Below are 13,256 nucleotides of genomic sequence, written 5' to 3'. Positions count from 1 at the left end.
CCCCCCTCCTTACGTAATAGAACGAATACGCGGATCCACAATACGGTGAATAATATCTGTAATGAAAATACAAGAAATTAATAATGCACTATAGAAAATCGTTGTTCCCATAATGACCGGATAATCCCGGTTAAAAATGCTATCTACAAAATATTTTCCTAGACCAGGAATGGAAAATATTTTTTCAATAACGAAAGTTCCTGTTAAAAGTCCAGCCATTAACGGTCCAACAAATGTAAGTACCGGAACAATCGCATTTCGAAGAGCATGTCTTATAATGATTTTCTTAATTGGTATGCCTTTCGCTCTCGCTAGCTTAATATAATCACTCTGCAAAACTTCAATCATATTAGAGCGAACAAATCTTGTAATAACCGCGATTGGTCCTAACGCTAATGCGAAGGATGGCAATACCGTATGTTCGAATGTGCCCCAAGACGCTACTGGTAAAAGTTCAAATTGTATAGCAAATACTTGTATAAATAGTGGTGCTAAAATAAAACTTGGAATAGAAATACCGAGAATCGCAAGTAAGCTCACACTATAATCAATTACTTTCCCATGATATAGAGCTGCAAATGTACCTGCTGCAATTCCGACTAATAATGAAATAACAAGTGCTTGTAAACCAATAATCGCTGATGGACCAAATCCTGTCGTTATAATTTCTGATACACCTTGACCTGTGGATTGAACAGATTCACCAAAATCAAAATGAACTACGCCATCTAAATAAGCAACATATTGATTCCATAACGGTTCATCAAGGTGATACTTCGCTCTCATGTTTTGTATCACTTCTTCAGGAAAGATTTTCGCATCTGATGAAAATGGATCCCCTGGAATGATATGCATAATCAAAAATGTTACTGTTGTAATGACCCATAGCGTGAACACCATAACCGATAGTTTTTTAATAACATACACTTCAATAACCCCCTAAACAAATGTATTTACTTTGTTTTATTGACATATTTGTTCCTATTACTTTTCCGCTTCTTAAAACACAAAAAGCCTTGATCTTAAAAAATAAGATCAAGGCTTAATAAACGAAGGCCCATCACTTATCTTTCAAGACTTGCTTGCTGGAATTAGCACGGTGTTCCTGTTACAGAACCCGCTGCTGAGGTGTCATAGGGCCAGTCCCTCTACCTCTCTGGATAAGTAAATTGCTATATTATTATTTGGTTCAAATTGTATATTTTGAATTATAATTCTGAAAAAATGAAAAGTCAATCAAATTGGATATATTTAGAAAAAACAGTTTTTTACTTATTTTATCGAAATTACAGTTTTCTCTTATAATAAAAAGAAATAATATTAAAGAAGTTATAAGATGGATCCCTTACTTCTTACTACTATAGGATTACCATTAACAATCGTTATACTTGTCATCATCGGGGTCTATAAAGTGAAACTTTAATCAGTGGGGGCATCCCCCACTGATTATTAGTTGAACCAATCGGGCTTTTAGGGGCAGTGGATCCCCTACCTAACTTCTTTGCTTTCACTGAACTTTGAGGTGGGGGTCTTACTGCCCGGCAAATAGCGGGATAAACTCTTTATTAAAAAGAAACGTATCACTTCTTTTTATACTCCATTCGATAATATTACCGGACAAACAATCTCTGAATTTCACGAAAAACAAAATGTATTAGTATCCGAGGATGAAGACGGAGATGGTAAGAAGAAAAAATAACCTTGCGTGTACGCAAGGTTATTTTTTCGTTTCTGCTTGAAAACGTTTATAGTATGTTGATGCTGTTGCAAAGTTAATTTCTATATCACGAATCAATGATGAGTCTTCTTCTTTAGCTAACTTCTGTAATTTTTTCATTGCTTGTTCCGATTCATTCAAGAAACCAGCGTATACCTCATGTTCTTGCTCTTTCGATTTTGGAACACGAATTTCTTTACGTATATTATCAATATCTTCTAACATGCTAGTCGTTACCTTTTGCACATCTTCTTTATATGTAGCATTCGTTATTTCCTTACCGCCCTTTTCTTTTGCCACTTCAAATAACTGTAGTGCTTTATTAATTTCTTTATTCATTTTCATATCGTATTTTTCATGTACTGCACGGTATTCTTTCATCTCTTCTGTTTGCTCAGTAGATTGCTCTACCTTTTCTTTCGGTTCTTTCGTATCTTTATTTCCATTACATCCTGCTAGAAGGATCATACTTCCCATTACAGCAATACCCAAAACCTTCTTCATCTCTTCTTCTCCTTTTATCTACAGCTACTACTCATTATAGTTTCTTTTATCTCCACTTGTTATTATACCGAGAACATCCTACTTTTTACACTTAAGACGCTACCTTAATATACATGCCTACATTTTTGTCACAGTATCGTCACTTTATGCAAATAACTTTTGCATCACCTTACAAAGCTGTATGAGTTATTTCAAAGAAATGAAAAAAGAGCTGATTCAAAAATATTTGAATCAGCTCTTTTTTATAATTTAAGCTTCTAAATTTTGTCTTTGTTGTAGTTCAAACTGCTTTTCACTTCTTCTGGCCATAAATAGATAACATAATACAGCACCAATTTCACAAAGAGCTATCACAACCCCCATCGGTAATGCGGTATTGCTTCCGCCAATACCTACTAATGGTGCAACAAGTGCTCCTGAAATGAACTGTAATAAACCTAATAAAGCCGATGCCGTTCCTGCAGCTTGTTTCTGATTTCTCATCGCTAATGAGAAACCAGTTGTTGATACAACCCCGACACTTGATACAACAAGGAATAACGAACATAAAACACCAATTAAGCCTATTCCTAGTACAATTGTCAATAGTAAAGATAAACCACCAACAGCTGCAATAATAATACCGGAAACGAATAACGTTTTCTCATTCACTTTCCCTGCTAAACGGCCTGTAACCTGACTAGCAATAATAATACCGATACCGTTAATCGCAAAGAATAAGCTAAATTGCTGTGGTGATGCTCCGTATATGTTCTGCAACACAAATGGTGAGCCCGAAATGTAAGCAAACATTGCCGCCGTTACTAGCCCTTGTGATAATGCATATCCCATAAACAAACGATCTTTTAACAGTTTTCCATACGTCGCCAATGTCCCTGACAAACCACCTGTTTCTCTTTCTTCAGGAGGTAATGTTTCACGTAATACGAAAGTAGCTGATATTAACATGAATACACTAATTGCTCCGAGAACGATGAAGACACCGCGCCATGTTGTGAACTGTAGTAATTGTCCCCCTATAATCGGTGCCAAAATAGGCGCTGCTCCGTTTACTAACATGAGCAGTGAGAAAAACTTCGTCATTTCAGAACCTGAATACATGTCACGTACCATTGCACGTGATATAACAATCCCGGCCGATCCTGAAGCCCCTTGTAAGAAGCGCAATAACACTAAACTCCAAATAGATGGTGCAATAGCACAAAGTAAAGAAGAAGCAACATAAATAATAAGAGCGATAATAAGAGGTTTGCGCCTTCCGTAAATGTCACTAATTGAACCAACAAATAATTGTCCTACTGAAAGCCCAAGCAAACATGCTGTCAATGTAAGCTGTGCAAGAGATGCGCCTGTTTGTAAATCATCTGTTAATTTTGGTAAAGAAGGCAAATACATATCAATAGATAATGGCCCAATCGCCGTAAGTGTCCCTAATACAAGAATCATCCATAACCTATTTGTCTTGACAGGTTTATATATTTCGTGATTAACTCCATTCACTTTTCCGTTCACCCTTTCCGATAAATACTAAATCGTAACAATTATAGTTACAACATAAACATACGTCAAGTATAGTTCATTTTCCTGTTTCATACCGTAAAAAAAAGCGATAGAATTTCTATCGCTTTACTTTTTCAAATTGCTATTTGTAAATTTAGATACGGAAGACATCGCCTCTCCTGTATCTAAATATGTGATTTGAATTGGATCTCCCACTTCTGTAAACATAGCATATGGGAATTTCTTCACCGGTATCATAAATACTTTTTGTTCATTCTCTAACAGTACATACACAATTGTATTTTCACCTGATTTTTCTTTATATACACGTTGTACAACGCCTTCTTTTTGTGCTTCTTTACCATTTGAAGTCGGTCTAAATGAATCTCCACTTCCACTCAGCGCATTTTTATAATTCTCAAGCGCTTCTTTTTGCGTCGAACCTGTTGCAAATATTTTCGCATTAGAAGCATATATAACTGTATGAGCACGTACTAATCCCCCGTCATCAATAACAGGTACAATCCAAGAAGGTTTACCATACACGTTATAAATAACCGGCATCGTTCCATGCCATTTCTCTCTCTTAAAGGAATTATCCACTACTTCCGAAGCAGCTGAACCATCCATAATCCCCTTCACTTCTTTTCCGTTATAGTAATACAACTTACCTGTACGCGCATCGATAAGCGAGTAACCTAACGCAGAATCTACTCCCTCTTTTGGAGAGGTGAAATCAGTAAAGTAATATAACGTTCCATCCTTACCGAAAATTGGTGTAACTCCTTCTTTCGTTCCCCACTCAGTCGGAATCTTCATATCCGTTTGCGAGAATTTCGTATTCCAAAATCCGTGAATATATTTACCGAAGTATGTATTTAATGTAGATGCGGTCTCGTGATTTAATACACCATCAACAAATTTAGGCGCTTTTCCTTTATCATATCTTTTCACTTCACCTGTTTGTGCATCTACTACTACAACGCCCTCTACCTCAAATCCAGATCTTCCTGAAATAAATTCACCATACGTCATTGTATAATACGGTTTCCCTTTATCATCCACTTCAAATTTAGGTTTCCCTTTAAAGATTAGATTTGGTTCTGCTTGCCTTACAACACGCTCTAAATTATTCCCGAAGAACATGCTCGGCACATATTTCATTTTATAACCAAGATGCAGTTTCGCTTCCGCATCAGGATTCGTACCTGACATCGTTACGTACCCTGGAATTGTCTCAGCTTTACGTGCTTTAAAAAAGCCTGAAACTTCAATCGGTGCTACATATAAAGCCTCACCATTTACCATTTGTGGCGTTAATTCCCCTAGCTCAAAATAAGCTACTTTCGGAATATCCCCAAATACTTTTTTCATTTTATTCTCCGCTGTCTTTGGCGGCACTGTAAACGGTTGATCATTTTCAGTAAACGGCTCTGAAATATCTTTCTCGATCTTCACAACAGAATCATATTTTTTTTGCGTGATTACTATATCGTGTAAATAACCAAAATAGCCGTAACTTGCGAGTAAAACAAACATTAGAAGTCCCTTTAACGTACCTTCTAATTTCTCTATTTGATTTTGTGAAAATAAAACAAGCCCAATTAAAACTGCTACTGCAACGGCATAATGAGTAAGAATCGAATCTGCTCGATCATCGATTAGCCAAAGATATTCATAGATTGCAATACCTATCCAAAATAATACAGGAATAACTAAAATGGATGATTTCTTACCCTTTACAACCTTCTCATCCCCTTTCTTATCCACTGCTCGAAGTTTACTACCGCTTCTTGTCCATGGAATCAAAAACAAAGTGAGAATAGCTAAAATTAAAAATTTCATCAAAGGCAATGTCCCCTTTTCTTTTATTTTCCCTTTTAGTATAACAAATAAAGGGTATTCAGGTAAAAATGGGGATGATTATATTTTTTTACTACTTAATACAATCCCACTCACTACATATAAGATAGATGCAATATAAAAAATGGTGCCAATCGTAAAGAAATCTACTAAATATCCCGTGGCAATAATTGCTATTGCTCCTCCAATCGATGTCCACACATGATATTTTCCAATCTCATAACCAGCATTTTCTTGCACAACCTTTCGTGCTAACGACGTCTTCTCGGTATTACGCTGCACAGCACCTAAAACTCCCATTACAATTTGAAGAATATACACATGCCAGACTTCCGTGGCAATCGGGAAACAAAGCATTAATATTGCCATGGACCAAGCATATATAATTAATAATTTTTGATCGCCTACTCGATCAGACATCTTTCCTACTAATGGATATACAAGTGCTGAAGTTAAAGCAAATAAGCCATACGCCCAGCCAAACTGCGAGAAGCTATTCCCAACATTCCGAAGCAATAGAATGTAAAAAGGAAATACCATACTTCCCGCCATCATAATTATGCTTTGTGACGCTACAAATCTTCTATATGTCATTTCGTATACTCCCTATAAAATAAATTCACAAATCTCTCTTTTGGATCCGCTTCTTTTTTCTTCTGAAGAAATTCTTCTATACGAGGATATGCCCTCTTTAACTGCTCCTTCGTTGGATACGAATAGTACGGTAAATAATAACTACCATTATGTTTTAAAGTAACATCAATCATTTTCTGAATGACATCTTCTGTTTTCTTTATTTCACCCTCTGAGCGTCCTTGGTTAATTAAAAGAACTAGCGCAAACATATCATCTTTCGCATAGGATAAAACTGCATTTTCATTCTTTTCCACATAACGAATCGTAATATTGAGCAAATTAAACTCTTCTTCATTTAATACATTACGTAAATCATCTATGTATTCCGTGAAGAAATCTATAGGCACAAAGTATTCTTGTAACAATTCTGTTCTATTCGGATTTTCATATTCCATAAAGGCACTATCTGACCTCATAACATTATTTCGCGTCTCATACGCTCCATCTGTGCGCTCAAAATAACTTCTTTGTATATCCCAAAATGTATTCTTTCCCCAATCGCTATAACGGGATAATCCGAGTAAAAATTTCGGTGCAGCTATAATAGTTTCCTCTTTTAATTCACTGTACTCTTCCCTCATATTTTGATTTTTCGCCAATGTATAATCTGTCACATACATCTCTTTTAAAAATGAATTGGGGGCAACAGAAATACGGGCTAAGTGCATACGAACATTTTCATCTCTTTTCACTTTATCTTTGAAATAAGATGTGTATTCTTTATAATCTATCATTCTCGTATGCATTTCATATAATTCATCATCAGTTAACTTTAATGTCACATCTAAAATGACACCAAATAACCCGTAACCACCTATGACATATGGAAATAGCTCTGCATTTTCTTCTCTACTTACATTACGTACCGTACCATCTGCCATTAACAATCTGAATGACTCTACTGTATCAATCAATGCTTCATGACGAATATCACGCCCATGTACATTCACACTTAATGAACCACCAACAGTAAAAATGTTTTGAGATTGCATTACTTGAACCGCAAGACCATATGGATTGATTTTCTTTTGAATGTCATTCCATGTGACACCGCTTTGCACCCTAATCCTCTTCTCCTCCGGATCAAATTCTAATATTTTATTATACCCCTTCATATCAAGCATCGTGCCGTTCGGATAATACGTCTGTCCTCCTTGGCTATGTTGCATACCTGCAATGGAAATTTTCTCTCCGGAAGTATTTGCATCTTTCACTACCTGTTTTAATGAACGTTCATCCTCAGCATTTTCAACACGTTTAATTTTCGTTGGAAGCAACTTTCCTACATCGCTCATAATAGGGTGCTTTAGTTGCTCTTTATATGTATTTACAGATGTTGCAAGCAACACTGTATAAGCCACAATGACCACCGCTATCTTTCTTTTTTTCAAATGACACTCTCCTCTTCTACAGTTTTCCCTCTTCATATTGTACCTATTTTCCTATGAAGAAAGTATACAAAAAAGAGGGCACCTTATTTTAGGTCCCCCCTCATCAAAACTATTACTTTGCTGCCGGCAATTGTATCGGGTCAAACTTTTCGTACGACGTATATTTTGCGTTCGTAATAATGTGTGCTTTATCCTTGCCGTTACTACTCATAATCATGTCTATCTTTGCTGATTCATATTTAAAATCTTTTGTAATGATATATTCTGCATCTACTTCTTCTATCTTCGCATTTTGTGCTTGTAACATTTTCTTCTGTGTTTCATCCATGCTAGTTAACATACTTTCTGTTTCTTGCCCTTTTAATGTAAATTTCAGTTTATATTTATCTCCGCTTTTCTCCATCTTCATTTTATCTAAAACTACTGCTGGTACTTCTAACTTATCTATAATATCTTGAGTCGCTTTCATTCCACCAGCGTTTAATTGCTCCTCTGGTACGGTTATAACTTCTCCTGTATTAGGGTTTTTTACCTCACCAGCAACTTTACCATCCACAGTATACACTACAACATCTGTACCGGAAATATTCATTTCAGAACGAGAATTCTTTGTCTTTGGCTCTAATTGCATCTTAGCCTTTAATATATCCATCTCTGTTCCCTCAGCTTTTACCCCTACACCATATGTCATCGTTACATGCTCTTCATTTTTAAAAGCTTCGTTCGTTTTCTTGAAAACATCCTTCGCTGCTAATTCTTTTTCTTTTTGAACTGATTCTTTTTTCGGTTCATCCGTCTTTGCTGTTTTCTCATTACTACACCCTACCCCTAGACTGATTGCAAGTACTAAACTTGAAACAAAAATAATTTTTTTCATAATGTCGCCCCCTTTCCCAAAATAATATCACCTCTTTTCCTATGAAATCTATATAATTTTTAATCTATATTCGCTATATAGCGACATGTTTAATGAAGGTTTTAAATATGATGTAAATAACAACAACTCATTTCAGGAGGTCATTATGAAGGCGATCATTTGCACACAGTATGGACCACCTAACGTTCTTCAGCTTCAAAATATAGAGAAACCTACACCTAAAAAGAACGAAGTATTAATTAAAATTCACGCAACAAGTGTATCGACTGGAGATTGTAGAATACGCGGTTTTAATAGTCCCCTCTTATTTTGGATTCCTATGCGGATCATATTAGGTTTCAGAAAACCGAGAAACCCTATACTCGGCGTAGAGTTATCCGGTGAAATCGAAGAAATAGGAACAGATGTAACTCAATTTAAAGAGGGAGATCCTATCTTTGCATTAACTGGCCTTCATGCTGGTGCTTATGCTGAATATACATGTGTACATGAAAGTGGATTAATAACATTAAAACCTACCAATGTGACGTATGAAGAAGCGGCAGTTATTCCTTTTGGTGGAACTTCAGCATTACATTTCCTGAGAAAGGGCCGTATAAAAAAAGGGCAACAAGTGCTCATATATGGTGCCTCTGGATCAGTAGGAACAGCTGCTGTACAACTTGCTAAATATTTCGGTACGACCGTTACGGCTGTTTGTAGTAATTCAAATTTTGAACTCGTTCAATCTTTAGGAGCTGATAAAGTAATTGATTATACGAAAGAAGATTTTACTAAGCCGGGCGAGCGCTACGATATTATATTTGATGCAGTTGGGAAGTATAAAAAATCCCTTTGTACAAATACATTAACATCCAATGGAAAATATGTATCTGTTAATGGAATGATGGCCAAGGTAAGTAAAGAGGATATGATTCTATTAAAAAAACTAGTCGAAACGGAAAAACTAAAGCCCGTTATTGATAGAACTTACCGATTAGAAGAAATTGCTGAAGCTCATATGCATGTGGAAAAGGGACATAAAAAAGGGAATGTTTCCATTACCTTAAAATAAAATATATTCAGAAAATAACATTGACAATTCTATTTGTAAGATTTACTATTAGTACCATATTAAAAAACTACATACACATACTCTTATCAAGAGTGGCGGAGGGACTGGCCCGATGATGCCCGGCAACCGAGCTTATGACGTATAAGCTAAGGTGCTAATTCCTGCAAAACGAGTTTTCGTTTTGGAAGATAAGAGAGGAACCTATTTTGTCTATTCGGCACCTCTCTTATTTTGGAGAGGTGCTTTTTATTTTGGAACGTATATGAAGGGGGAACTATAGATGAAAAAAGTATTATTGAGCATTGTAAGTGGAGCTGTATTATTGTTAGGTGCATGTGGTGCTAATTCTGATAAAGAGGTAAAAGCATTAGATGAGAAAAAGATTACTGTCGGTGTAACGGGTGGACCGCATGAACAAATTTTTGAAAAGGTAAAAGAAGTGGCAGCGAAAGACGGTCTCGAAATTGATGTAAAAGTATTTAATGATTATGTAGCACCGAACGTATCTTTAGATGAAAAAAGCCTCGATGTAAATAGCTATCAAACGAAATCTTATTTAGACGTATTTAAAGCTGAACGCAATATGAAATTAACTGAAGTATTTTCAACAGTAACATTCCCTATGGGCGTATATTCTAAAGACATAAAAGATGTAAAAGACTTAAAAGAGGGCGACGCAATCGCTGTACCAAATGATCCAACGAATGAACTTCGAGCTTTAAAACTATTTGAAAAAGCAGGCGTTTTAAAAGTGGATCCAAAGGCTACAGAAAAAGCGACTGCGAAAGATGTAATTGAAAACCCAAAGAAATTAAAAATTGTTGAATTAGAGGCATCTCAATTACCGACACAACTAAGTGAAGTGAAAGCAGCTGCAATTAATACAAACTTTGCATTAGGTGCAAAATTAAGCCCTGCGAAAGATTCTATTTTCCGTGAAGGAAAAGATTCACCATATGTAAACTGGGTCGTTGTTCGTACTGAAAATAAAGATGATGCTGTTGTAAATAAATTAAAGAAAGCTTATCAATCTAAAGAAGTAAAAGAATTTATCGAGAAAAAATTTGATGGTTCAGTTTTACCATCTTGGTAGGAGCTGACGATAATGATTGAATTAAAAAATGTATCCAAAGTATTTACAACAAAAAAAGGGAATGTAGAAGCTCTTAAACCTACTTCCCTTCAAGTAAAAAAGGGCGAAGTATTTGGAATCATTGGATATAGTGGCGCTGGTAAAAGTACATTAATTCGATGTGTAAATTTATTAGAAAAACCAACGACAGGAAATATCATTGTAAACGGCCAAGACTTAACAACTTTATCAGCAAAAGAACTAGCAAAATCGAGACAAAAAATCGGAATGATTTTTCAAGGATTCAACTTACTTAAAACTGTGACAGTTTATGAAAATATCGCATTACCGTTACGTCTATCTGGTCTTCCCAAAAATGAAATTGAAAAAAGGGTAGAAAAGTATTTACGTATTGTCGATCTTTTTAACCGAAAAGATGCATATCCGAGCGAACTTTCTGGCGGCCAGAAGCAACGTGTTGCCATTGCACGTGCACTATCACATGAACCGGAAGTGTTATTAAGCGACGAAGCAACGAGTGCTTTGGATCCAGAAACAACTGAATCTATTCTCGACCTATTATTAAAGATTAATGAAGAAATCGGGATCACAATTTTATTAATTACACATGAAATGAATGTTATCCAGCGTATATGTGACCGAGTTGCTGTTATGGAACATGGAGCAGTAGTTGAAAGCGGGACTGTGAAGGATATCTTCACAAACCCACAGCATACAACAACGAAGAAATTCGTAAACAGTGCATTTGCAGCTAAAATTCCAGAAGAAGTACAAAAAGAACTTCAAAGAACCGGAGAAATCGTAACACTTTCATTTATAGGGAACTCTTCTGGCGAACCAGCGTTAGCTATCGCTACAAAGCGCTTTCAAGTGTATCCGAATATTTTATCCGGTAATATTACACAGCTAAAACATGAAGCATATGGGAAACTGATTATTCATATGCAAGGTGAAAAAACTGAAATAGACCGTGCTTTATCATTTTTGCAAGAGCAAGAGATCATCGTAGAAGGAGGTAGAACAGATTATGGGAAACAAATCCTTTTTGGATGAATGGGGTAAAGTCATATGGGAAGCAACCATTCAAACATTTCAAATGACATCTATTTCACTATTCATCTCTATCCTTATTGCACTACCACTTGGCGTCACGCTTGTTTTAACGAGACCTGGTGGACAGCACGAAAATAAAATCATTTATCCAATTCTTAATACAATTATTAACGTTATTCGCTCTCTTCCATTTATCATTCTACTATTCTTTATTTTACCTTTTACAAAGTTTCTAATGGGAACATCCATTGGTGTGCAAGGTGTCATCGTACCACTTGTCGTATTCACGGCCCCTTATATTGCACGATTAATGGAGACAGCTTTATTAGAAGTGGATCGTGGTGTTATTGAAGCTTATCAAGCGATGGGCGTTTCTACTATAAAAATCATTTGGCACGTTATGGTGAAAGAAGCTCGTCCCTCCCTTGTACTTGGGTTAACAATCGCAACAATCGGCTTAATTGGCGCAACAGCAATGGCTGGACTTGTAGGTGCTGGCGGTCTTGGTGATTTAGCATATCGATTCGGGCACTTACGCTACGAACCTGAAGTAATGTATGCAACAGTCTTTATTTTAATTATCCTCGTTCAAGGGTTGCAGTCTTTAGGAAATGGTGTTGCACGAAGATTGAAGAAAGATTAAAAAAGAAGGTATCTCACTAGGGTGAGATACCTTCTTTTTACCTTTTAAATCCACCTTCAGAATGAATAACTTGTCCAGTAATCCATTCTGCTTCTTCACTTACTAAAAACTTAATGAGTCTTGCTGCGTCCCTCGGCTCACCAATTCTACCAAAAGGAAACATCGGCTTTAATCCTTGCTTTATCTCTTCAGTCATCCAGCCTGTACTAGTTGGACCTGGATTAATTGCATTCACTGTTATACCTAGGTGGGCGACTTCAGCTGACAACGAACTCGTAAGGGCATCAATAGCTCCCTTCGTTGTTGCATACGCTAGCTCTCCAACCATAGGCCCTTGAAATTGTCCCGACGTCATATTCACAATTCTACCACCAGATTTCTTATCAAATCCTCGGGCAAATTGACTACTTAACAATGTAGTTGCACGAACATTTACCATGTAGTGCTTATCTAATTCTTCAGCAGTCAAATTAGAGAAGTCATTATTTGTAGAATACGCTGCATTATTAATTAATATATGAGGGTAGCCTAGTTGTTCAGTAACTTTATTTATAAGCTCTTTCGGTGCATCATTCTGAGTTAAATCTAACTCCATACTCGATACTTCCACACCGTTTTTTAGTAACTCTTCTTTTAATTGTGTTTGTTCACTTTGATCAACGCCCCAAGGCATTTCTTTATCGTACGCTGTCCAATACGTAAAAAATATATCATATCCTGCTCCAGCTAATTCTTTACAAATCGCTGCGCCTATACCATCTAGACGACTTACACCTGTAACAACTGCTATTTTATTTTTTAATTGATTCATCATATACTCCTCCAATTTAAAGGACGCATACTTTATATAAGAGATATGAATTTCCCTACACATTCTCCTTACAAAAGGGATGTACAAACCAAATATGCAGTCCTTGAATGATTT

Annotated in this window: 13 protein-coding genes and 2 riboswitches; of the genes, 5 read left to right on the top strand and 8 right to left on the bottom strand. The window is 36.2% G+C overall.

Going from position 1 to position 13,256, the window contains the following annotated elements; all coding sequences use genetic code 11:
- Positions 1–9: 9 nt before the first annotated feature.
- Positions 10–927: an ABC transporter permease gene (locus tag DM800_RS04740; protein WP_000289321.1), complete on the bottom strand. Its 918-nt coding sequence runs from the start codon at positions 925–927 to the stop codon at positions 10–12.
- Positions 928–1,061: 134 nt separating this feature from the next.
- A riboswitch (SAM riboswitch) is annotated at positions 1,062–1,167 on the bottom strand.
- A 397-nt stretch (positions 1,168–1,564) separates the two neighbouring features.
- On the opposite strand from DM800_RS04740, the gene DM800_RS04730 reads away from it, so the two are divergent.
- The gene (locus DM800_RS04730) at positions 1,565–1,699 is read left to right on the top strand and encodes a DUF3951 domain-containing protein (protein WP_097891821.1); all 135 of its coding nucleotides are present in this window, start codon (positions 1,565–1,567) and stop codon (positions 1,697–1,699) included.
- 18 nt (positions 1,700–1,717) lie between these two features.
- On the opposite strand, the gene DM800_RS04725 is transcribed toward DM800_RS04730, so the two are convergent.
- The 6 genes from DM800_RS04725 to DM800_RS04700 form a co-directional block, all read right to left on the bottom strand.
- On the bottom strand, positions 1,718–2,221 hold the full coding sequence (locus DM800_RS04725) for a hypothetical protein (protein ID WP_000756533.1): 504 nt from the start codon (positions 2,219–2,221) through the stop codon (positions 1,718–1,720).
- A 249-nt stretch (positions 2,222–2,470) separates the two neighbouring features.
- Positions 2,471–3,721: a multidrug effflux MFS transporter gene (locus tag DM800_RS04720; protein ID WP_001014693.1), complete on the bottom strand. Its 1,251-nt coding sequence runs from the start codon at positions 3,719–3,721 to the stop codon at positions 2,471–2,473.
- A gap of 126 nt (positions 3,722–3,847) precedes the next feature.
- Positions 3,848–5,566: a DUF3981 domain-containing protein gene (locus DM800_RS04715; RefSeq protein ID WP_147786532.1), complete on the bottom strand. Its 1,719-nt coding sequence runs from the start codon at positions 5,564–5,566 to the stop codon at positions 3,848–3,850.
- A 78-nt stretch (positions 5,567–5,644) separates the two neighbouring features.
- Positions 5,645–6,178 (bottom strand): MFS transporter, encoded by a 534-nt coding sequence (locus DM800_RS04710; protein WP_048567287.1) that lies wholly within the window; start codon positions 6,176–6,178, stop codon positions 5,645–5,647.
- Positions 6,175–7,611, bottom strand: coding sequence for an FAD-binding oxidoreductase (locus DM800_RS04705; RefSeq protein ID WP_147786517.1), 1,437 nt, complete (start codon positions 7,609–7,611; stop codon positions 6,175–6,177). The genes DM800_RS04710 and DM800_RS04705 overlap by 4 nt, the downstream gene beginning before the upstream one ends.
- 112 nt (positions 7,612–7,723) lie before the next feature.
- Entirely contained in the window at positions 7,724–8,488 is a 765-nt protein-coding gene (locus DM800_RS04700) for a hypothetical protein (protein WP_000720089.1), read from the bottom strand.
- Between the two features lie 145 nt (positions 8,489–8,633).
- On the opposite strand from DM800_RS04700, the gene DM800_RS04695 reads away from it, so the two are divergent.
- From DM800_RS04695 to DM800_RS04680, 4 genes are all read left to right on the top strand, one after another.
- Positions 8,634–9,542 carry an NAD(P)-dependent alcohol dehydrogenase gene (locus DM800_RS04695; protein ID WP_087984968.1) on the top strand — a complete coding sequence of 303 codons (909 nt, stop codon included), beginning with the start codon at positions 8,634–8,636 and terminating at the stop codon, positions 9,540–9,542.
- A gap of 80 nt (positions 9,543–9,622) precedes the next feature.
- A riboswitch (SAM riboswitch) is annotated at positions 9,623–9,737 on the top strand.
- An 85-nt stretch (positions 9,738–9,822) separates the two neighbouring features.
- Complete coding sequence (locus DM800_RS04690) at positions 9,823–10,635, top strand: MetQ/NlpA family ABC transporter substrate-binding protein (protein ID WP_087984969.1); 813 nt, start codon at positions 9,823–9,825, stop codon at positions 10,633–10,635.
- 12 nt (positions 10,636–10,647) lie between these two features.
- Complete coding sequence (locus DM800_RS04685; protein ID WP_147786516.1) at positions 10,648–11,688, top strand: methionine ABC transporter ATP-binding protein; 1,041 nt, start codon at positions 10,648–10,650, stop codon at positions 11,686–11,688.
- On the top strand, positions 11,663–12,331 hold the full coding sequence (locus tag DM800_RS04680) for a methionine ABC transporter permease (RefSeq protein ID WP_088061690.1): 669 nt from the start codon (positions 11,663–11,665) through the stop codon (positions 12,329–12,331). Before DM800_RS04685 ends, DM800_RS04680 begins: the two co-directional genes overlap by 26 nt.
- A gap of 37 nt (positions 12,332–12,368) precedes the next feature.
- Here DM800_RS04680 and DM800_RS04675 read toward each other — a convergent pair whose 3' ends face one another.
- Positions 12,369–13,145, bottom strand: coding sequence for an SDR family oxidoreductase (locus DM800_RS04675; RefSeq protein WP_147786515.1), 777 nt, complete (start codon positions 13,143–13,145; stop codon positions 12,369–12,371).
- Between the last annotated feature and the right edge of the window lie 111 nt (positions 13,146–13,256).

This window comes from Bacillus sp. AY18-3, assembly GCF_008042305.1.
Taxonomy (GTDB): Bacteria; Bacillota; Bacilli; order Bacillales; family Bacillaceae_G; genus Bacillus_A; species Bacillus_A wiedmannii.
The sequence above is the reverse complement of the archived record's forward strand: the minus strand, read 5'-3'. Positions and strand labels throughout refer to the sequence as shown.